The following is a 22564-nucleotide window of genomic DNA, read 5'->3' as shown; positions in this document are numbered from 1 at the left end:
ATCTTTATAGGTCACAACAAGTCCTATTTTATGATACATATTCTTACAACCGGCGGCACCATAGAAGGACTGGATTATGTAGATGGTAAAGGAATCACCCAATCAAATGTCACGATTCAAAGTTTTCTTGAGAGTGCCAATATTGATTTTGATTACACCATCAAAAGTGTGTTCAAAAAGGATAGCAGGGCCATCACAGATGAGGACAGAGCGCAGTTGGTTTGCAAGATAAATGAATCTGCTGCGACAAAAATTTTGATAACTCACGGTACTTTCACAATGGAAGATACCGCAAAATATATCGGAAAACTCAACCTGAATAAAACCATCGTACTGGTTGGGTCTTTCATTTTAGGTTCATCTGCAGAGACAGATGCACCATTTAATTTAGGCTATGCACTGAGCTCATTACAGCTTCTAAAACCGGATGTTTATATTGCTATGAACGGACAGATTTTCAATTGGAACAATGTTTCAAAAAATTTAGAAACCAACAAATTTGAGCGCAATGACCAGTAAAGTAAATGTTTGGCACGTCAATACATTGGACAACTTTCTTTTATCTTTTAATAGATACGGTCATTGTATTGCTCACATTTTACTTTTCGAGAAGAAATGCACGAAGTAGCCTTCGACGGTTTTTATATCTCGGCATCCTTTTCATAACGTACAATGCTACGGGCGGATTTTTACCCATAGAGAACTTTCCAGGGCCATTCATCCTTCAATATATCATTACGTATGGCGTGGCCATTGCGTTATGCGTATATATCGTTTACTACCTCTATAAAGAATATGACATCGTCGTATTGAAATTCAACTCATCCATTAAAAATCTCGCATTTTTAGCGAGTGGCAGCTATGTTGTCCTTTTTTTGATGCCTTATTTTTTGACAGACTCTTTGGATGCGGCTCGCTTTCTTTTTACTATTCCCATATCCTTAATAGCGTTTATATTTCTCATCATTTTCTATAGACGTATTTCAAATCCGAGCAATCCGAATGCGTTTATTTTAAGGCGAAACAAATTGTCTATGGTGAGCGTAGCGAGTATAGCTCTGTTGCCAATTTGCACCGTGATAGGCGATTATCAATGGATAACTTTTACCGTAATGAACTTGGCCTTCTTTGCCATTACAGCCATTGAGGTAGATAGGTATCTATACTTTTTGGAAAACAATACCCGAATGTATGAAGTGTTTGCCCTGAAGAAAAAACAACGCGAAGAATCTGTAGAGCGCAAGATAATCTATGAGGATTTAACGAGAAGGGAAATTGAAGTTGCGTTATCCATTCTTAGCAATCTTAGTTATAAGAAAATTGCCGAGGAACTTTTCATTGCCGAAAGCACCGTATCAAAACACGCCTCAAATATCTTCAAGAAAACCGGTGTGAAGAACCGTCGTGAATTTTTAAAGCGGTTTCGCAAAAAAAGATAATTAAATTACCTCTCTTAAGACCTAAGCATATTCATTGTCTCTCAGAGTTTCCGTAGAAAAATACGGCTCGTTCCGTAATTAAATACGGCAAGTTTTCCTTGTACGTTTATGAAGTAAAATTATTTTAGTGAGAGTTCCATAAAATACACCAATGAGCCACAAATTTAATGACCTGTGGCGTTCATTTATATCATTTTGCAGGACTATGATATCATCTAACCAACCGCATCAACTAAATCCCATTTCTATGGTTTCATATCAAAATACACCTGCTTATGGACTTTCAATTATTAACACAGCGACTAAAAAAAGAACTTGATGATATAAAACTTCAAAACGAGAGCATCCTTGAAAGGGCACACCGTTCCATTGGGCTCTGCCGTGATTCATTAAGCTTGCTTAAAAAAGAGGTTCTGTCGCAAGGCTTCAAATCCATTCAAGACGAAATCCATTTTTTTAAAGTAACCAAACAAGTCCCTCTCGTTGAGTTAATCTACTATTCCGAAATCCATTCGTTTGAAATTCAGTTCCCGAAAATCGACTTAAAAAGGCAGCTCAAATCCGTCAAAAAGAAAAGCAACAAACTCAATCGATTCTTTCTCTATAATCTGGACTTCGGAAGATACATCGAATCAGGGCAGACGCATTTTGATAAAGAGTATTACACTCGTGATTATCTCAATGGGTATCATATCACACTTTCAAAATTCTATTTTCAAGACCCAGAATTCTGTACAGCAAGAGATATGTTGCTCGGCAAATACAATGCCTACAAGTCCCTAACCAAATATTTAGTGGACAAGCAAAATAAATTGAAGAATGGGTTGAATGGAAATGAGATTTCATTATCTCACACCGAAAAAATGCATTGGCCGTTCAGCAATACAGACTATGTGGAACTCATTTATGCGCTTCACGCTAAAGGGCTTGGCGCTAAAAACAATCTGAGTATTGTTAAAATTTCAGATTACTTAAGCCAGATTTTTGATGTTGAGCCGAAAGACATCTACAAAACTTATCAAGACATCAAATACAGGAAAAAAAGCCGAACCCTTTTCCTCGATGAGCTATCCACTTCCCTTCTTTCCGAAATGGATAAAAGCGAGAAATAATATCATTTTCCAGCTGTTTTCTTATCAAATCTAAATGTTAAAAAATTACCGTACTACGGTTGAACTACGGTGTTTTGGTTTTCAGCGAATGTCCATAAAATTCAGTTCGATTTAAGTATAAATTTCGGCATCAACTATATCAAACCGCACCAAAGCATACCAAATTTCAAGATGTTAAATTTTGACCGTAGTACGGTCGTACTGGGGAAGAAAATCCAATAATCCATATCAAATTTGTAGAACGAAAGTCAAATTGGGTCAGGGCCTGTCAAATTAGTTGAAAGCAAAGCGGCAGTCCCTTTCTTTTAAACCGTTCTATTATGCCAACAAGTATTATAACCACAGACGACCTTCGGGAGTTCAAAATGGAATTGCTCGATGACATCAAAAACCTGCTTGCCAAACAATCGAAGGGCAGGCTCAAGAAATACCTTAAATCATCCGAGGTTATGGACTTACTTCAAGTCAGTCCGGGAACACTTCAAAACCTACGCATCAATGGCACATTGCCCTATACAAAGGTTGGTGGAATAATCTACTACGATGCCGAGGAAATTCAAAAGGTTATGGATGCTAACCGTGTGCACCACGGTCTAAATCCGTAAACGATGAACTACATAAAGCTACTCAATGCGGCTTTTGAAAAGTTCTATTTTGATGACCGCCTAAACCCGACCCATATCAGCCTGTATATGGCCCTGTTCCAGGAATGGAACAGCAACCGTTTTGCCGAAGAGTTCTACGTGAACCGCCGAGAGCTGATGCGTGTGGCCAAGATTGGCTCAAAATCTACCTACCACAGATGCATCGTCGATTTGGACGGTTGGCAATACCTCTCCTATTTTCCTTCAAACAATCCGTACAAGGGCAGCAAAGTGAAGATGTCCATTATCGGGACAAGTGATGAACCGGATGCGGGACAGTACAATCCCATTTTAGAACAGCTTGCGGAACAGTACTATCCCAGAGGTGTACCGCTTGGAGGACACAACCATCCCAAAAACGGACAGGTAGTGAACCCGCACCGTCCCACCAGCGGACAAGCATTGGTATCTAATACAAACAATACCAAAGAGGAAAACTATATAAAACAGCCAAAGGACTGTCAGGCCGTCACTGATTTTTTTGAGGAAAAGAATTTTGATGCCGATGAAGCGGAAAAATTCTATCAGCACTATACTGATCGAAATTGGCAAACAGGCGATGGGGAACCGATTCGTGACTGGCGTGCGGTGGCCATCAACTGGATGGACCGTACCGAACTGTTCGACACCGAAAACAAACCAAACAAAAAACAAGCATCCCAAATCAAGGACAACCTGCGTACCACTAAAACAAAAGACTATGGACAACCCCTCTAAAATCACAGAAGGTAGCGTGGAATATTCGATCGGAACATTCGACGGGAAAAGCATAGTGTACGATTTTCCTAAAATCATAATTTACCTGAATGCCAAAGGAAAGCTGTTGTTCGGCAAAAAGTTTAGGATTTATGATGAGGACAGAGATATTCTCTTGAAGCTCTGTTCCTACTTTATCAAAGACAAGGAATATTGCAACGCAAATGGCATTGATATTGACAAGGGCATACTGCTTTCCGGCCCTGTGGGATGCGGAAAAACAAGCCTGATGAAATTATTACGGCATATCGTACCCTTACAACGTCCGTATGAAGTGATTCCCTGCCGAAACGTAACCTTTGGGTTTAACCATTTGGGCTTTAAAACGGTCGAGGAATATGGCAATACCAAATTCTATTGTTTTGACGATTTGGGAGTTGAACCTGCTGGCCGATTTTATGGCAAGGACTTGAACGTAATGGGCGAAGTACTTTTATCACGCTACGAGCTTTACCTTTCCACCAAGCGAAAAATCAAGACCCACGCCACCACTAACCTTAACGCCGAAGAACTGGAAGAACGCTACGGCAATCGTGTCCGAAGCCGGATGCGTGAACTCTTTAATTTGATTGCTTTTGATAAGGCGGCTGGGGATAAGAGAAAATAAATATGCAATTGCTAGAGAATTAAAATTTTCATTTTACTATTTTTGTTAAAAATAATTTGGCAGCGGCAGAAAAAATAAAGGCATTATTACAAAGTTTTGGTGACGAAGACGATAATCGTTTTTACACCACCGCAATGCAAATTGCCGCTTCTGAAGCCAAAAAAGGGCATACAAAACTTGCTGAGGAATTGAAGGTCTTGATTGAAAAAATCAAGTCAAAGCGAAAAGTCGATTCAGTTTCAAAAACAAGAATTCTTCCTGTAAATGAAGCCCAAAGAGAGTTAAAGGATTTACTAGAAGTTTATAGACCACATATCAAAACCAAGGATATGGTTTTGACCGAACAAGTTTCGGAAGCTATTGAACGTATTCTCTCAGAACAACTGAAATTTGATCAGCTCTTACAGCATAATTTAGAACCAAGGCGAAAATTAATGCTAGTTGGCCCTCCTGGTTGTGGAAAAACAATGACGGCCAAAGCAATTGCTGGCGACTTGGAAATTCCATTGTTCATTATCCGTTTGGATGGATTGATTAGTCGCTATATGGGTGAGTCTATAGCAAAGCTTAAATTGATATTTGATTCGATGTACCAACATAGAGCGGTTTACCTGTTTGATGAATTTGATTCCATAGGTTCAAATCGCAGCTATGGTAACGATGTCGGGGAAATCAAGCGTGTTCTAAACAGTTTTTTAATGAATATTGAGAAAGACCAATCGAATAGTTTGTTGATTGCCGCTACCAATATTCCTGAATCTCTTGATAAGGCGTTATTCAGGAGATTCGATGACATTATACAATATCCTTTACCAAGCAGCAAGGAAATTGCCGAACTCATCAAAGTTCAGTTAAAGGGGTACTCGCTTGCCAAAGGCAAAACCGTGAATGCACTTGCCAAAGAGGCTGTAGGACTTAGTTTTGCGGACGTTTCCAATGCTTGTAAGGATGCAATTAAGGAGATGATTGTACAAAACACAGAAAAAGTGTCTTCCGCTACTCTTTTTAAATTTATCCAAAATAAAAAGACCAAGTTTTAATTTATAAATGCCTAGAAACTTAGAACACATAATTCTTTCTGGGTATGCATCTACCGAGTCTTATACAAGCCCAAGCACAGGACGGGATAGAGTAACTCCAATTGGGAGAAATAGAAACACTCACGGAAATGCGTTGCGCAACCAGCTTCAAATGGCTGAAATGGCCTTTAGGCAAAATACAGATATGGATTTTGTATATCTGGAGTTTATTTCTGAAAAGGATTGCCTTTTGGCCTTTGATAGTTTTGAAGATGGTAGAAGTGGCGACCATCGTTTTGTATCGTCAAAATTGGAAAAAGTCATAATTGACGGTCAGGAACACGAACGCTACAGGGCTTGTGTGTTTTTAAACACCAATGGAATATCCAAATTCCTGAGAAAAATCGAAGCTTATCTAGATCCCGAGAAGGACAGTGATTCCGGTAACCCTAGAAACACTAAGCTGCTCAATAATATTGCTAATATACAGCAGGCTACTTTGGCAAGTTTTTGGCAAGAGGATGAAATCGATTTTCCTGGTCTCGATGAAGAAGTTTGGTGGGAAGTTTGGTTACGACGAGACAACTCACAAAACGACATCCGTGAAGATGAGGAGATGATAAATATGCTCTTAGATAATGTAATTGTGGTTGCTGAACGGAGATTGTTGTTCCCAGAGCACATTGTTCGAATGATTCGAGGTACAGCAAGAGAACTATCAACTACTCTGTTATATACTGATAAACTAGCAGAATTAAGAAAACCCAAAGAAGCTGCTGATTTTTTCACAGGATTAAATAACGATGATGCCAACGATTGGGTTGAGGACCTAAGAAATAGAACGATTGATAGAACCACTGATGATTCCGTTATAATCTGCTTATTGGACACAGGTGTAAACCGAGGTCATTCCTTGCTACAGGGTTTTATCCCAGAAGACAATATGGATTCCGTAAACCCTGAATGGGGAAATGCCGACACACATCCCCACGGCCACGGAACACCAATGGCAGGAATTGCACTTTATGGAGACCTTACCGATTTATTGCAGGACAACTCAAATATTGAAATATTCCATCGGCTTGAATCTATCAAATTAATTCATCCCAACAACCCGCATCAACCTGAATTATATGGTGCAGTAACGGAAGAAGCCATTGCCAGGGCAATAATTCTAAACCCTACCAACAAGCGAGTATTAGCAATGGCGGTAACTGCTACTGATGGACGTGACAAAGGTAAACCATCATCGTGGTCAAGCTCCGTAGATAAAATTGCTTTTGGAGAGGAAGGTACAACTGATGACAAATCACTGTTCTGTGTCTCAAGCGGAAATACCGTGATATTTAATATTTCGGAATATCCACAAAAGAATTTTGAAGAATCTATACACGACCCTGCACAGGCCTTCAATGCACTTACCATTGGTTCATTTACCCAAAAAACCGTCATAGACCAAGGTCAATTTAATGGAGCAACACCTTTAGTACCTGCAGGTGGTATGTCACCAAGCAATAGCACTTCAGTAATGTGGGAAAACAATTGGGCTCTAAAGCCAGAACTGGTTATGGAAGGTGGCAATTATGGTATTCATAACGGAGGTATAATCGACCCAGATTCACTAAGAGTACTTTCCGTTGGAAAAAATTTTAGAACCGAACCTCTTTCCAGCTTTGGTGATACCAGTGGAGCTACAGCTTTGGCCTCTAGGTATGCAGCAATGCTAACTTCGCAATATCCCACATTATGGCCAGAAACCATAAAGGGCCTTCTTGTTCATTCGGCCGATTGGACAAATGAAATGCTTGGTAACAGGGCTATACAGGAATTGAACAACACAGAACAAATCAGGCTTCTAAGAACTTTTGGGTACGGCGTTCCCGATTTTCAAAAAGCTGTAAGAAGCGCAAACAATTCACTTACCTTTATTGCGCAAGAATCTTTGAGTCCTTTTATACTTGATGATGGTACGGTTAAAACAAATCAAATGCATTTACACAGTTTACCTTGGCCTACCGATGTTCTAACGGGATTATTTGATAGCGAAGTAACCCTTACGGCCACATTATGTTATTTTATAGAACCAAACCCCGGCAACAAGCAATACAGTAAATCATATTACTATCAATCTCACGGTCTGCGGTTTAAAATGATTGATTCGGGTGAAACTATTGAACATTTTCGGGAAAGAGTAAATCGCGAAGCTAGATTAGAAGACCAAAATGGTTCGTATTCCGGAGAAAGTTGGATTATCGGAAATAAAGTTCGGGATAAGGGCTCTGTGCATAAAGATATTTGGAAAGGCACCGCTGCCGACTTAGCTACCAGAAATAAAGTTGCCATTTATCCTGTCAATGGTTGGTGGCGTACCAGAAAAAAATTGTTGCGTTACAATAGTCAAGTCAGGTACAGTTTAATTCTATCTATTGAATCACCAGACAATACGGTTGACCTATATAATCCCGTTCTCAATCAAATAGACATTTTGATATAAGAAATTATTACTTCTATGTCGTTTTTGAAATTGCTTTAAGACTATGTAAAATTTTTTGAGATAGTTCTTTCATTGATTAATTGTTTATTGATTTTAATATGATGTTCGCCAAGAGTGTAATATTCTTTGTGACTACAAGATATTTTTCCTCTTTAGGATGACTTAAAAACCCCAATTCCAATAGAACGGATGGCATAAAGTCCTTCGTTTCCCGAAGCACCTGAAAATTGGAAAACTTTACGCCTCTACTTTCAAATCCCAACTTGTCATTCAAATCAGCTTGTAATTGAAACGCCAACCAAGTTGCTTCATCCAAAAACTTCGACCTTTGATTGAACACATAGATTTCTACACCACGAGCATTAGGATTATCCGAATGATTGCAATGCAAGGACAGGAACAAATCTGCATTTAGAACTTTGGCCAGCTTGCCCCTATCACTTAAAGAAATTAAGGTATCGCTATAACGTGTTTGATAAATTTCCACAGTTTTATTGTGGTTTTTCTCGGCCAATTCTGAAATCAACCTTGCTATTTCCAAGGTTATACTCTTTTCCTTTAAGTTATTTACCCCAATTGCACCGGAATCATTTCCGCCGTGGCCAGGGTCAATTACGATGATTTTTTTCTCATCCAAATCCTGACCCAAAAAGATGCAACTTTTGAGAAGCAAAATCATAAAACTGACGTTTTTGAGCCACTTTTTCATTTTCAATTTTTCTCTTATTAACAGTTCCACTTCAAAATTTCATAGAATTTGATGTCAAATAATAACATCGAAAACTAAATAATATCAAATAATATTTTATTCACAAATATTTGATTTTCAGTTATTTATATTCAAATATATGTAAATTTCACATAACGAAAATGAACCAAAAATTTAAACCCATTCGTTATGAAAAAAACATATTATTTGGCGGGCTTTCTTTCGCTCTTATCCACATCGCTTTTTGCACAGATTGGTGGTATTGAAGATTCGGTCAACGATGTTTCCGATACCATCAGAGCCATTTTCCCAATCATCTTAGGGGTCATATTCCTTATTGGATTCCTTTTTAATGCAGGTCATTTCTTTGGTGAAAACGCAGACCTCAAAAAAGGAATCACGCGAGTCTTGGTATTTGTTTTAATCGCAGGCGCGGTAGTTGGAATCTTCACCTATCTCATAGGCATCGTAGTGTAGTGAAGAAGTTTGAAGTCTATAGAAATATGCGGAAACGGGCGGTCATATTTGGCCTGCCCATTTCGCTATTTGCCTTGATGATGGTATCTATTTTGGCATCACTGCTCATCATCATTTTTTCCTTCAGCTTTGGCATCATCATCGGGCTAATGGTCTTTAATGGTGGACTTTATATTGCCTTGACTCGAATAGCCAACAATCCGCAGCTTTTCCAAATGGGTAATCCTTTTCCAAAAATCATCAGCAACAAGCGTAACTCAGGTTTTGAATATGAATAAGATGAACCTCTCAGCATATCAACCCATTGCAGATATTCAGGATAATATCGTCTTTGCCAATAATGGCAATGTGGTGTTGTGCTATAAAGGGAATCTGCCAGAAATCTATTCGCTTTCTGAAAAGGACTTTGAGGATATACACGGTGCGTGGTTCCAAGCCTTGAAGTCACTACCTGTTGGAACGGTGGTTCATAAACAGGATATCTATTTAAAGAAGTCCTACTCTTCAGAACAATTGCCCAACACATCTTTTCTTGAAAAGGCCACCCACAACCATTTTAAGGGACTTGGTTATATAGAGCACCAATGCTATCTGTTCTTTATCCTGACTAAAAACAAGGCACTCAACAATTCTAAATATGTCAATCCGTTCCGGAAGGTTTCTAAGGGGATTGTCCAGCAAATGGATGACAACATTAAGGTATTTGCCAATGCGGTCAGCGATTCGGTGTCCTTCATCAACAATAGTAGAAAGATGCGTTTTATTCCGCTTCAAGCGAAAGAAATAGAAGACTTGACCAGCTCATACTTCAATGGATTTAGTGAAGGATTTGATACCGACATCCTACTGGAAAAGAAAAACGTCACCATCGGTGACAATCATTTTGATGCCCTGGCCGTCAACAGCGAACTGTGCTTTGGCGAAAGTGTACAAAGTAGCAAGACCAATGAGAAATTCACTTCTGACGATTTTGTATTTCATCAAGGGTTTATTGATGGCTTAGGGCTTACGTTGAACGAGAACCATATCGTAAACCAAATTTTGTATTTGGATGATAAACAGAAATGGCGAAAGCTGCTCGACAAGAAAATAGAAGAGCTTAACAAAAGTTCCAATTTCGGTTCGCAGAATAAGGTGGTTCTTGGTAAAATCCAGCACATCCTTGACCAAATCAATGCCGATGACAATGCACGGATTATCCGAGGTCATTTGAATGTGGTCTATTGGGCAAAGGACAAAAAAAGTCTGGATTCCATTACTTCAAAAATCAAGACCGAGTTCAAGGAACTGGATATCATCCCATATTATCCAAGAGGTGAAGAACGCAAGAATTACATCCTGAACAGCTATTGCTGTTTTTCATCCAACTTCTCGAACAATGATTTGTATGTAACAGATTTGAAACAAGCACTTTGCCTGTCCATTAACAATACCAACTACAAATCTGACGATACCGGAATCATCTTTAATGACCGAGAGCATAACATTCCAGTTCTTAAAGATGTTTGGGATGAACGAAAGAAGCGTATCAAAGCACGAAACTTTGCCATTTTCGCCCCAACGGGCGAAGGCAAATCGTTCCTTGCCAATAACATACTGCGCCAGTATTTTGAAAAAGGTGTCCGCTTGGTCATTATTGACTTGGGTGGATCCTACACCAAATTTGCCAAGCTCTATCCCGAAAAGTACACCGTGCTTCGCTATGAGAGCGGAAAGAACCTTGGTATTAACCCATTCTTTATTAGCGATAAAAATGACCTAACACCGGAACGGCTTGAAGATTTATCGGTGTTCCTTTTTGAATTGTTTGCTTCTGATTTAAAAGTGACGAAAGCACAATCCGTTTCGATCAAAAAAATACTGCGTCATTATTACGATAGCACTTCTGAAAACCATTCTCTGGAAGGCTTCTACAATTTTATAGAAAGGCATCAAAAAGATATTCTGAGCGACCTAAAAATCCATCCCGACTACTTTAATGTAACGAGCTTTCTGCACGTGATATCCGAGTATGTCGGCGATGGTCTATATAGTTTTCTCTTTGAAGTTAGCGAGGACCAAACCTATAAAATTGAGGACAAACGATTGATTGTTTTTGAACTGGATGAAGTGAAGGACAATAAGGAAATCTTGTCCGTAATGCTCAAGCTCATCAAGTCGGCCATCCAAAGAACCATCTGGCGCAATCGTGCCGAAAAGGGCATCATCCTGTTCGATGAGTTTGCGAAGCAACTGAAGTTTGATAATGTACTGGAAAGTGTGGAATTCTACTACCAAGCCATCAGAAAGCAAAACGGTGCTATCGGTATTATTTTACAATCCATCAATCAGTTACCCAACAATTCTACATCGGCCAGTATTCTTGAAAATACACAGGTCATTTACAGCTTAAACAATGAAAAGGGTTATGATGAACTGGTCAAACGCCTTAATCTTTCCAGCCACGACCTGAATCAGTTAAAGTCCATCAAGAACAATCTTTCCGGACCACGGAAGTACACCGAAATGTTCATCAAAATCGGGAAGGAAAGCAACATCTTCCGGTTGGAAGTTCCAAAGGAAGTTTATGCCGCCTACTTAACGGATGGAAAGGAAAATGAGGAAATAATGAAGCTCTACAATGAGCATCAGGATATGGAAAAAGCAATAATTCAATTCACATCTAAAACATAATGTTATGAAAACAAAAATCTTGATTATCGCAACGGCATTCATCTTTTTATTGCCTGCACGCGCTGCGTGCCAGGGAATGCCAGTCTATGACAATACCAACTTCATCAGTTTGGTTAAACAGCTATTGGAATCGGGTAAACAGACCGCAGAAATGATTAAGTCCGTAAAATTTCTCAAGGATGCCAAAGAAGCTATTGAAAAAGTTTCAAGCGTTGTCCAACAGCTTAGGGCAGTTGAGGAAATCGCACAGAACAATCAGCGCCTTATTGATGTAATGCAAAATGACCTTCAGGATATTCTCAATTCCCCCTACATCAAACCCGAGGAAATTGACAAGGTTATGGGTTCTTTCGAAACCATTGTACAAAATTCCTTGGACACGGTGGATTTTATAGACGAAGTTCTCTCAAGTGATTATCTAAAAATGAGTGATGCCGAACGCGCCGAAGTCCTGAAAACCAAGGAACTGGAATCGAAGCAGATGGTTTCCAGCATCACTATGAAAACAAAACGCTATCGTGATATTATTTCATTCAGAAAGATGCAGGATAAAGTCAATAATCGAGAAATAGGATATTAACAATGACTGCGACCATCATTTTAGGAATTGGCTTGGAATACATCGATACGGTGTTCCAGACCATACAGGCCAGCGACTTTTCGCAATACACTATTGCCGGAATGAAAACACTTGCTGTCCTATTTTTCTTGGTCAACATCCTTAAAAAATACAACGAAGGTATTGCTGACAAGGACGGTTACACTTGGGGGTTGAGTCCGGGCGAATTGGCAAAGAATTTTGCCATTGTCCTATTGGTCATATTTTCAACGCAGGTGTTAGGATTCTTTGATGGGATATTGGTAGCCATCGAGGAACAATATAGGGGCACGGCACCTGCGTTACTTCCATTGCAAATGCAGGATATACCATTAGAGGAAGATGTCAGCCTTTTTGATGCCGCAAGCTCGGCAATGACGCTTTTGTATGAGGCATTGGTAACACCATTATATGGGTTCAAGATATTGGCCTTTATCCTAAGCACCATACTTTGGATATTGGATTTGTTTATCTATCCGCTGTTTTTAGCAGAACGCTTTTTCCTCTTGGGAATAATGCAGGCGTTTTTTCCATTGGTCATTAGTTTGGCAGTTTTTGAAAAATTCCGTTCGCTCGCCTATACCTTCTTTAAACTGTACGCTGCCGTTTATATGCTCGTACCAGCATTCTTTCTGGTCAATGTGTTTATCAATGCCATTTACACGGAAATAAATACCAATTTCTGGGTTAACCTGTTCGGAACCGATACAGGTCAGGGCTTTTTTGCGCCTGTAGTTCAACTGGGCTCAGTTGGCTTTATCGTTTTTCTAAAATTCAAATTGTATAGACGTGCAACCTCGTTTACCCTCAGATTATTTACCAACTAATTCCATTCAGAATGAAAACACCTTACAAGAACATATACAAAATATTGAAACTGAATCGGCTTATTGTTTTGGCAGTAGTCATCTGTGCGTTGCTATCCAGCAGCTTTTCGCTTTTAATGGTTTATAATATGAACAAAACTGCTCTCAATAGTGCCTTTGCTATCAATACCGATGGCAGTATCATTCCGTTAAAGCTCGTAACTCAAAAGGAAAATTTCAGGGTCGAAGCTCTGGCTCACTTAGAACTGTTCCATAACTACTTCTATAACATCGATGCCAGCAACTACGAACGCAATCTGGAAAAGGCTCTTTGGCTGGCCAACAGCTCGGTGGATAATCTCTACCGTCAGAAAAAGGCTGATGGTGTCTATAATCGATTGCTTCAGTATTCCCTTGTTCAAAGAGTGCTGAGCATCGATTCGCAAGTAGAGCAGCAAAACGGAAGCTACGTCTTCAGGACAGTAACCATTTTTGAAATCAATAGAGGTTCAGTCATTGACACTTACGAATTGGTATCTACAGGAAACTTGATTATGGTAGACCGAAACTTTCCCAACAATCCACACGGATTGTTGATTACCAATTATTTCGAAAACACTTTAAGAAAAATAGATTATGAAAGTAGAAAAGAATAAAATCATTTTTGCTGGTGTACTCGCCATCATTTTCCTCTTCCTTATCTCGTATTCAGTAATGCTTATGGAAGATGAGGACAATGATGAAGACACCTTGCAACAGACGCTTGTTCCTGAACTGGAAGATGACCAAAAGGAATACGATTCCAAACTCGATGCCATAAACGACCTCAAGGAAGTGCGTGAAAGCACCGCACCGAGCATCTACGATGAAAAGCTCTTGGATTCTACGGGACTGTACAATCCTGATTTGCCAGAACAAAAAAAGCAACGCATTGTGGATAGTATTTACAAGGCTGGCAAGATTAAGTATTCCGAAAAACGCTATCAAAATTTGGGACAAAAGCGAGTTGTTCAACAAACAACACCAAAGGTGGATTCTGCTGAAGTTAAAAGAGAACAAAAAATTGAAGCCGAAGAATTGGGCCTGGAACATCAACTGTTCTTTGCGGCCTCGCCCAAGCCCAATGAAGTTTCAATTATCGGCAATACTGATGAAACGATTTACGTAGTCGTAGATGGTGACCAGGTTGTTCAAGCAAATACCCGATTACGGATGCGCCTAACCAAATCGGCTACTATCAATGGTAAACTTATGCCAAAGAACACGCCTGTTTTTGGCTTTATCAGTTTCCAGCCCAATCGTGCTTTAATTGAAATTGAGAATATTAAACACCATCCCACTAAACTAAAAGCCTTCGATTTGCAAGACGGTAGTGAGGGTATCTATGTCGAAAACAACTTTAGGGAAGAGGTAACCAGAGAGGTATTTGATGATGTTATTGGCGATATTAATATTCCCAGCGTACCGCAAGTTGGCGGACTTACACAAGTATTTAGGCGTTCTAACCGCAGGGTAAAAGTAACCGTCCTGAACAATTACAGATTAATCCTAAAACCAAAACTATGAGACGATATAATTATATATTCATAATGGTATTTGTTTTCGCTTTCGCGAAAGCGAACGCACAAACCACCCACTTACTTGATACCATTTATGCAAATGACACTAAAAATGTGGCACTATTCTTCCCAGAACCTATTCGGCAAGGTATAACCGGTTCAGATAATTTTGTCTTTACCTACAATCGTGAAAAAGAACAATATTTTGGACTGTTGCAAGCCAAGCCTGGAAAGGAAAGTAATTTGCTGGTAATCAACCGAAATGGCTCGATTTTTTCGTATATTGTAAGGTATAAAAAACAGCTTTCTAAGCTCAATTATTTTATTCCGATATCAAGTAGTATCGGAAATGAAAAACCGATTGTAACCGATTCAATTCTTGCTGAATCTTCTGAAGAGCGTGTAGATAACAGAACGTACCATTACCAAAAATTCTGCGCATACCTTCTCAATAGGAAACAGCGCATTGGTCGAATCAAAAAGCGAAATGAAGGTATTGTTTTACGTGTTGAGAATATCGTTTTCGATAAAGAAGAACTGTACTTCGTCATCCAGATTGAGAATAATTCTACCTTGGATTACGATTTGAATTTCTTGAACCTTTCGATTGAAACACGACAAAAAGGAAAAAGGAAATCATTACAACGTTTGTATCAAGAGCCGATTTACAAACATAATCTGCCTTCAAAAATTGCAGAAGGTGAAACGGTACGGTTCGTTTATGTATTGCCAAAATTTTCATTATCCAATGACCGTAGGGCAATTTTAGAACTGAATGAAAAGGATGGTGAACGAAATATTGAAATGAAACTATCGTACAGATATATCAATAACCCAAATTAAAGTCATTATGAAAAATAGTATCGTTTTCACGCTCGTATTGCTGTTCCTTTCGTGTGCAGATTCCACAACTAAAGTTTCAGGACCAAGTGCTACAGCCCAAGTTGTTATCGAAAGCTTTTATGAAAAGGATGAAGAAACCTTAAAAGCCAACTCAACACCACAGGCTTATTCTAACTATATGAATACCATAAATATGTTCAACGCTACACCAAAAGATGATTCCAATTTTAGTGTTTTGCAGGACACGATTATGGGTGATGTGGCTTGGGTAAAATATACAACAGCTTACGATAAAACACCCGGCCTTTTCAAACTGGTTAAGCAAAACGGTAAGTGGCTGGCAGATGCCAGAGGTTCAAAAGATAAATCGCCTTTTTGAAAAACGTATTTATTTATTTTTATCGAGATTGATTTCCCAATAGCCTCTTGTTCCGCCCACACGCTCTATATATCCAGCATCCTTTAAATTATTGAGGTGTTTTTGAATTGCAGATTCATTGATATGTAATACTTCTGCAATACCGGAACGACTTATTCGATTATCTTGAGCAATTAACTTCAGAACTTCTTTTTGTCTATGTGTTAATTCAGAAATGGCACCAATATCCTTTTCGATTTGACCACCTATTTGACCACCTTTTAGACCACCTTTTGCACCACCTTCATCAACAGTAGTTTCTTTAGCCTCAAATGTCATTCTAAGAAAGTTATCAGAAAAACTAAAACTCTCTTTGCCATAGTGTTCCAAAATACGAGGGATGCCAGAACCTAATTGTTCCACCAGTTCTAAATCCTTAAAAATTCGCATCAGTTCTTTATTCCGTGGGACTGAAAAGCCCTCAAAAAATTCCTTTTTGCTCAAACCTTCGGGCAGACCACCAGCTGATGTAATTTCTATCCTGTCCGAAAAGATTTCAAACTTTGGGGTAATCTCGTTGGTATAGTCGTAATGCACAAATGCATTGATAATAGCTTCCCGTAAGGCGATGGGATTCCAAAGATTGGCCTGTTGTCGTTCCTTTGCGGTAATTTTTGTGGCTGTTCTGTTCTCGACGGCAATCTTATCAATGACCTGCTTGGTCGCTTTTACCAAGCATTCGTGACCATATTCGTTACTTTCAATGAGATCTGTTCGGGTCTTGCCTGAATACTTGGCCACTTTAATAGAGGTATTGTTCTTGTCAGCTAAAAGATAGCCTGCGTAATTGAATGCGCCATCTTCGGTAAGCAATTCCAGGTTCTTTGTAAAGGCTTTCCCCAAATTATAGCCAGCTTCTTCGTAATAGATTTTCAACTGTCCAAAGCTCAGGTCCTGTCGTCCAGATTTAATTTTGCTGATGGAATTTCGTGTGCGCTTAGCAAAGAGCTCGTCTATCATCTTTTGGGACATTGGCTCTGCAGATGAACCCATACGGATAAAACACCCCTTTTCGCTCATCCCATACTTTCTAAGATGATACAGTTTTTCAGGACCGCTGGCGACAATAATTTTAAGGATGTCTTTACCATCCCGTTCCTCGCTCACGATGTCAAACAGACCCAATGCGAAAGGTCGGATGTTGTTCTTTAGCCTATCCTTAATCTTAAGTTGGTCGCCATCCGAATCCGCCAAACCGTAAACATTCTCGTTTTTGTCAATACCGATATAGAGAATACCACCCTCGCGATAGTTCAAAAAAGCAATGACCTCTTTTTCAAGCCCATCGGACAGTTCTCGTTTGTATTCTATACGGTTTGTTTCTGGCATTCATCAAGGTAAATTAGGGGATAAAGATAGTGATATTAAATTGTGGGTTTTAGCAAAAAACAGATATAATAAGATTACGATGATTCAATCTGCAAGAAAACATTTGTTAAAACTAAACTGTTGTGAAATGTTAAAATCCATAAAATGTTAATTAACTTTATCGATTTTAATATCACTATTTTTTCATGAATAAAGGCGCAAAATTTTATCGATGTGATTTTCAGGTACACAGCCCTCGCGATATTGCTTGGACAGGTGCACGTTATGGTGTAAATCCAGAGCAAGTAGAAGGTTTAACTCAAGAGGACAAACAGCAAATTGATGATAACCGAAATCAATTTTGTAAGGAATATTTAGACAAAATAAGCAGTGCAGGAATTAACGCCATCGCTATGACAGACCATCACGATGTGGTTTTTGTCCAACACTTACGAAGGGTCGCCATAGAGCAGAATGAGATACACGACATAATGGGCGAGCCAGAGAAAAAAGTTACGGTTTTCCCAGGCATTGAACTCAGCCTTTCCAATCCTGCAAGCCAGACTATTATTATTTTTGATGCAGATTTCGAGGATACCCATCTCAACTCTGTCCTTAATTTTCTTGGCATACAACCTACAGACCCCTATGACAGACAAACGGTACAAACCCAGAGAATTTCCCAAGAGGTAATCAACAACCTTCCCCAGCTTCATAAAATTTTAGATGAAGTTAGCTATTGTAAAGGTAGGTACATTGTACTTCCTAATGTTGGGAAAGGTGGCCAACATTCCATAATACGTCAAGGCTTCCAAGAGCACTACATTAAAATGCCTTGCGTTGGCGGTTATGTTGATAAGGACATATCACAGGAATCCGGTTATCAAAATAAAATTAACGGTGGGGATGTCAACTACGGAAACAAGAGCATAGGTCTTGTATCTACTTCAGATAATAGGTACGAGGACGGTCGTGAGTTTGGAAAATATTCTACTTGGGTTAAATGGGCAGAACCAACTGCAGAAGCTATTCGGCAGGCCTGTTTGGCCAAAGAATCCAGAATTTCTCAGAATGAGCCAGAAATGCCTCAAATATTTATTGAATCGCTGGATGTTACAAACTCTAAATTTCTGGGTGGTTTCAATATCAACTTCAATCAGCAATATAACGCCTTGATTGGTGGAAGAGGAACTGGCAAGTCAACTATTTTAGAATACATAAGATGGGGACTGTGTGACCAAACGGTTAAAATAGGCAACTATCAAGAATTGGATATTATTCAGAACCGAAGAGATACGCTAATAAGGAAAACGTTGACAGCCGTTGATGGTGAAGTGAGAATTACAATGGTGAAAAATGATGTTCGCCACATCGTTAAAAGAAATTCTGCCAGCAGGGAAATACTTTTGAAAATTGGTGATGGTGAATTTCAAAAAGTTAGTGAAGAAGATATTCGAAAAGTACTGCCAATACAATCCTATAGCCAAAAACAACTTAGTGATGTTGGTGTAAAGACAGAAGAACTAAAGCGGTTTATAGAACAACCTATTAAGAGCAGCTTAGAGCGTACTTCTTACAATTTAGACGAAACAAATCTAAAACTCAAAAATGCGTACAATCAATTAGTACGCAAAAAGAAAGTGCAGAATGAGATAGCAAATTTCAATATTGAAGGTAGTTCTATAAAGGGGCAAGTTAAAGGTATTAGAGAGTCTTTAAAAGGGATTTCGGAAGCTGACCAAAAAACAATTAACAAAAAATCAAAATTTGAGTTAGAGAAGACAATTATAGAAAATACTGAATCTGAACTATCGCTTTTTGAGTCTAAAGCTGATGAGCTTCTTGAGCTTTTGAAATTATACCCAGAACCTATTGAGCCTCACATTGACAACATAGAGAACAAGGATTTGATAGAAAATCTTAATACAGAGGTCAAAACAAAATTCAAAAATATCAACGAAGCTGTTCAAAATCTGAAGGATATTTTTAATGAGAGCGGATTAAAGCAGTACACCGAAATTGTAGAAGAATGGGGGAAAAAGCAAGCGCAGTTCGATAGTGAATATGAGGCTGCCAAGGGGAAGTCCATAGCAAGTCAAGAACAACTAACGAATATTAAAAAACTTGAAGACCGTCTGGCAGAGATTAATAGTTTAGTTGCCGATAGGAAATCAGTATTAAAAGAGCTTGGAAATCCAGAAAACGACTATAACGCCTATAAAGAAGAATGGAAGGAACTGCACTTGGAAAAAGTTCAGGTATTAAATGACCAAGCAACAAATTTCACCGATTTATCAAATAACCTTATTAAAGCAGTAGTTACCAAAAATATCAATCTTGCTAATTTCAAGGAAAAATTACGTTCTATTCTTGAAGGAACGAGAATCAGAGAAGAGCGAATAGATGCATTAATAGCACATATCCGCAGCAAAGATGACCCAATTTCTGAATTTATAGCGATCTCTGAAGAATTAAGATTATTGGCAGAATTTAAACTTGATGAAGAGAATCCAGAAGAATTGCCATCTACACCAATCTTGGACTCAACCGGATTCAGCGAAGACCACAAATTAAAGATGCAATCCAAAATCACAACCGATGACTGGTTACAATTGACAGCAACAGAATTAGAATTTGACCCTGAATTCTTTTATACAACAAATAATGAACTTGGCGATGAAATTCCCTTTCGAGATGCATCTGCTGGGCAGCAGGCTACGGCACTACTTACAGTATTACTCAACCAGCCCGGAATACCTTTACTAATCGACCAACCCGAAGATGACATTGACAATAGAGCTATTGATGCAATAATCCAAAATATCTGGAATGCCAAAAAGAAAAGGCAATTGGTTTTTACGAGCCATAATGCCAATTTGGTAGTTAACGGCGATGCCGAATTAGTGATTTGCTGCGACTATAAAGATGCCAGCTCACAAACAAGAGGGATTATCAAAGCAGAAGGTGCTATTGACACCAAAGAGATTAAAAACGAAATTACATCTGTAATGGAAGGTGGCGAAAAGGCGTTCAGGCTTAGAAAAGATAAATATGGCTTTTAATGGATAACTATAAAAAAATGACCTCAGAATGTGGTGGTTTCATAAAAAGTACGGAAAACTAATTGTTAGAACTTTTCTAATTTTTACTTTTCATCAGTGCTATACTTAAATATTTTGGGGTAATCGATTGAGAAACTTGCTTAGTTGTTATCCTCTAAAAATCGACCTCGCCTCATCATAAATCCTTTCAAAATTCGCTCTCAAATCTGCTTCCGAATATCGCTTGGTATCCTGTGGAAGTTGTCTTTCGATTTTTGATAATTTGAACCGTACTTTCTTATCCTTCCCGTCTGCAAAGGTGACGAACTCACCTTGTTTGAGCCTAAAGAAAATATCTGCTCTTCTTTTGGAAACCTCTCTTTCGCCTTTTGTTATTCGGGTGTCGGTTTTAAAGATGTTGGCGGCCTTACTTATGCTTTTTGTTGGGTTTTTGATAATTTCAAAAAAACGTTCGTAATACTTTGCCGTGTCTGGGTCATTGACCTTGCCAAAGAATTGATAGGATAGGTTACTCAAAATAGCTTTGCTGGCCTTATCGCCATACATCATATCGTTTTGGATTTTGTCCTGCATTACATAAATGGTGGCGATATCATAGCTTCGCAGTGTCGCTGGAATGCGGTGCATATTGAGTAAGCGAATGGTCGGTGCTTCTTCCATTAATAGAAATGAAGGTTTGGAATTACGCACACTCATCTGTTTGGGGGTCTGTAAATTAAACTCTGTCCGATCCATCAATCCCTCTGGGGCTAGCCCCAGAGGGATTGGGATTTAATTCCAAGGGAATCCTCTCCCCAAATTTAATATAAAGTTGCTGGACCACCAGGCTCCAATTCTGCAGGGGCGATGTCCATTTCTTCTCGATGTTCCTGGTGGCCAGGTAGACCAGCTTGAGCAGGGCCATATCGTTTGTAAAGGCCCCTTTGGTCTTGGTGACCTTGCGTACCTGGCGGTGGAAGCCCTCCACGGCATTGGTGGTATAGATCAGTTTGCGGATGGGCGGGGTGTATTGGAAGTACTGGGAGAGCTCTTCCCAGTTGTTCTGCCAGGATTCAATGACCACGGGATATTTGCCTCCCCATTTTTCGCCCAGGGCCAGGAGTCCGTCCTCGGCCACCTCCTTACTGGTGGCCCGGTATACCTCTTTGAGGTCCCGCATGAACTCCTTTTGGTCCTTTGAGGCAATATACCTGAGGGAATTGCGTATCTGGTGTACAATGCACTTCTGTACCTGGGTCTTTGGGAATATGCTGAGTATGGCCTCGGTAAAGCCCTTCAGGTTATCGGTACAGGCAATAAGGATGTCCTGCAGTCCACGGTTGTTCAGGTCGGTCAGCACCTGGAGCCAGAAGTTGGCACCCTCGCTCTCGGAGATGTACATGCCCAAAACTTCCTTATATCCCTCCTTGTTGATGCCAAGTATGTTATAAAGGGCCTTGTGCTCGATCTTCCCATCGACCTTTACCTTGTAGTGCATGGCATCCAGCCACACGATGCAATAGAGGGGCTCCAGGGGACGGTTCTGCCACGCCTTTACATCGGGGACGATCCGATCGGTGATCTGGCTTAAGACCGTATGGGAGATCTCCGTATCGTACATCTCCTTGATATGGGACGAGATGTCGCGGTAACTCATCCCAAGGCCGTAGAGCCCGATGATCTTCTCCGAGAGATTGTCCGCCAGGATGGTCTGGCGTTTCTTCACAAGTTCCGGCTCAAAGCTGCTCTGGCGGTCCTGCGGGGTATCGATGTCGAAGGTCCCAAAACCACTTTTCAGCGTCTTTTTTCCCTTGCCATTGCGTTTGTTGCCCTTGGTGCGCTCACCCTCGTCCAGATGGCCGTCCATCTCCGCCTCAAGGGCCTTCTCGATCACATTCTTCAGCATGGGGGCAAAGGCGCCTCCCTCACCGAAAAGGTTCTTGCCCGACATGAACTGCTCGAGCACCTTCTTTTCAAATTCTGTCTGTTCTTTCTTTGTCATGGTACTGTCTGAATAAAATTAATACTTCTAATCTTTTTCAGACAGAGTTCAGTTTACAG

The 22564-nt window shown here is 39.7% G+C and carries 21 protein-coding genes and 1 pseudogene; 18 read left to right on the top strand and 4 right to left on the bottom strand.

The window, feature by feature from the left end; translation table 11 throughout:
- The first annotated feature begins 30 nt into the window (after positions 1-30).
- The 8 genes from EO132_RS02520 (at position 31) to EO132_RS02485 (ending at position 8071) form a co-directional block, all read left to right on the top strand.
- Positions 31-519, top strand: a complete 489-nt coding sequence (locus tag EO132_RS02520; RefSeq protein WP_121847548.1) for an asparaginase domain-containing protein — start codon at positions 31-33, stop codon at positions 517-519.
- Positions 520-587: 68 nt separating this feature from the next.
- On the top strand, positions 588-1439 hold the full coding sequence (locus tag EO132_RS02515) for a helix-turn-helix domain-containing protein (protein ID WP_235856360.1): 852 nt from the start codon (positions 588-590) through the stop codon (positions 1437-1439).
- Positions 1440-1714: 275 nt separating this feature from the next.
- Positions 1715-2551 (top strand): RteC domain-containing protein, encoded by an 837-nt coding sequence (locus EO132_RS02510; protein ID WP_121847546.1) that lies wholly within the window; start codon positions 1715-1717, stop codon positions 2549-2551.
- A gap of 320 nt (positions 2552-2871) precedes the next feature.
- On the top strand, positions 2872-3156 hold the full coding sequence (locus EO132_RS02505) for a helix-turn-helix domain-containing protein (protein WP_121847545.1): 285 nt from the start codon (positions 2872-2874) through the stop codon (positions 3154-3156).
- A gap of 3 nt (positions 3157-3159) precedes the next feature.
- Positions 3160-3912: a hypothetical protein gene (locus EO132_RS02500; RefSeq protein WP_121847544.1), complete on the top strand. Its 753-nt coding sequence runs from the start codon at positions 3160-3162 to the stop codon at positions 3910-3912.
- A complete protein-coding gene (locus EO132_RS02495; protein ID WP_121847543.1) occupies positions 3896-4558 on the top strand; it encodes a P-loop NTPase family protein in 663 nt (220 codons plus the stop codon). The genes EO132_RS02500 and EO132_RS02495 overlap by 17 nt, the downstream gene beginning before the upstream one ends.
- A gap of 56 nt (positions 4559-4614) precedes the next feature.
- Entirely contained in the window at positions 4615-5598 is a 984-nt protein-coding gene (locus EO132_RS02490) for an AAA family ATPase (protein WP_121847542.1), read from the top strand.
- Between the two features lie 7 nt (positions 5599-5605).
- On the top strand, positions 5606-8071 hold the full coding sequence (locus EO132_RS02485) for a S8 family peptidase (protein ID WP_121847541.1): 2466 nt from the start codon (positions 5606-5608) through the stop codon (positions 8069-8071).
- A 76-nt stretch (positions 8072-8147) separates the two neighbouring features.
- On the opposite strand, the gene EO132_RS02480 is transcribed toward EO132_RS02485, so the two are convergent.
- The gene (locus EO132_RS02480; RefSeq protein ID WP_235856359.1) at positions 8148-8750 is read right to left on the bottom strand and encodes an N-acetylmuramoyl-L-alanine amidase family protein; all 603 of its coding nucleotides are present in this window, start codon (positions 8748-8750) and stop codon (positions 8148-8150) included.
- Between the two features lie 219 nt (positions 8751-8969).
- Here EO132_RS02480 and EO132_RS02475 point away from each other — a divergent pair, with 219 nt between their 5' ends.
- The 9 genes from EO132_RS02475 to EO132_RS02435 are packed head-to-tail and all read left to right on the top strand — an operon-like array spanning position 8970 to position 16115.
- Complete coding sequence (locus EO132_RS02475; protein WP_121847539.1) at positions 8970-9257, top strand: hypothetical protein; 288 nt, start codon at positions 8970-8972, stop codon at positions 9255-9257.
- The gene (locus EO132_RS02470; RefSeq protein WP_121847538.1) at positions 9257-9535 is read left to right on the top strand and encodes a hypothetical protein; all 279 of its coding nucleotides are present in this window, start codon (positions 9257-9259) and stop codon (positions 9533-9535) included. The genes EO132_RS02475 and EO132_RS02470 overlap by 1 nt, the downstream gene beginning before the upstream one ends.
- Positions 9528-11930, top strand: coding sequence for a TraG family conjugative transposon ATPase (locus EO132_RS02465; RefSeq protein ID WP_121847537.1), 2403 nt, complete (start codon positions 9528-9530; stop codon positions 11928-11930). The genes EO132_RS02470 and EO132_RS02465 overlap by 8 nt, the downstream gene beginning before the upstream one ends.
- 4 nt (positions 11931-11934) lie before the next feature.
- Positions 11935-12510 carry a conjugal transfer protein gene (locus EO132_RS02460; protein WP_121847536.1) on the top strand — a complete coding sequence of 192 codons (576 nt, stop codon included), beginning with the start codon at positions 11935-11937 and terminating at the stop codon, positions 12508-12510.
- 2 nt (positions 12511-12512) lie between these two features.
- On the top strand, positions 12513-13355 hold the full coding sequence (locus EO132_RS02455) for a hypothetical protein (protein WP_121847535.1): 843 nt from the start codon (positions 12513-12515) through the stop codon (positions 13353-13355).
- Between the two features lie 11 nt (positions 13356-13366).
- Positions 13367-13990, top strand: coding sequence for a conjugal transfer protein TraK (locus EO132_RS02450; protein ID WP_121847534.1), 624 nt, complete (start codon positions 13367-13369; stop codon positions 13988-13990).
- Positions 13971-14900 (top strand): conjugative transposon protein TraM, encoded by a 930-nt coding sequence (traM, locus tag EO132_RS02445; protein ID WP_121847533.1) that lies wholly within the window; start codon positions 13971-13973, stop codon positions 14898-14900. Before EO132_RS02450 ends, traM begins: the two co-directional genes overlap by 20 nt.
- Entirely contained in the window at positions 14897-15736 is an 840-nt protein-coding gene (locus EO132_RS02440; RefSeq protein ID WP_121847532.1) for a DUF4138 domain-containing protein, read from the top strand. The genes traM and EO132_RS02440 overlap by 4 nt, the downstream gene beginning before the upstream one ends.
- A gap of 7 nt (positions 15737-15743) precedes the next feature.
- Positions 15744-16115 (top strand): hypothetical protein, encoded by a 372-nt coding sequence (locus tag EO132_RS02435; protein ID WP_121847531.1) that lies wholly within the window; start codon positions 15744-15746, stop codon positions 16113-16115.
- Between the two features lie 9 nt (positions 16116-16124).
- On the opposite strand, the gene EO132_RS02430 is transcribed toward EO132_RS02435, so the two are convergent.
- Complete coding sequence (locus EO132_RS02430) at positions 16125-17483, bottom strand: RNA-binding domain-containing protein (RefSeq protein WP_121847530.1); 1359 nt, start codon at positions 17481-17483, stop codon at positions 16125-16127.
- Positions 17484-17668: 185 nt separating this feature from the next.
- Between EO132_RS02430 and EO132_RS02425 the strand changes: the two genes are divergently transcribed.
- Entirely contained in the window at positions 17669-20524 is a 2856-nt protein-coding gene (locus EO132_RS02425; RefSeq protein WP_121847529.1) for a TrlF family AAA-like ATPase, read from the top strand.
- 147 nt (positions 20525-20671) lie between these two features.
- On the opposite strand, the pseudogene EO132_RS02420 reads toward EO132_RS02425, so the two are convergent.
- Positions 20672-21226: pseudogene (locus EO132_RS02420) on the bottom strand (TraM recognition domain-containing protein); the annotation flags it as partial.
- A gap of 13 nt (positions 21227-21239) precedes the next feature.
- Complete coding sequence (locus EO132_RS02415; protein ID WP_127136011.1) at positions 21240-22505, bottom strand: IS256 family transposase; 1266 nt, start codon at positions 22503-22505, stop codon at positions 21240-21242.
- Positions 22506-22564: the final 59 nt, after the last annotated feature.

It is taken from the genome of Flagellimonas oceanensis, assembly GCF_003992595.1.
GTDB lineage: Bacteria > Bacteroidota > Bacteroidia > Flavobacteriales > Flavobacteriaceae > Flagellimonas > Flagellimonas oceanensis.
This window is presented reverse-complemented; position numbering and strand designations above follow the sequence as displayed.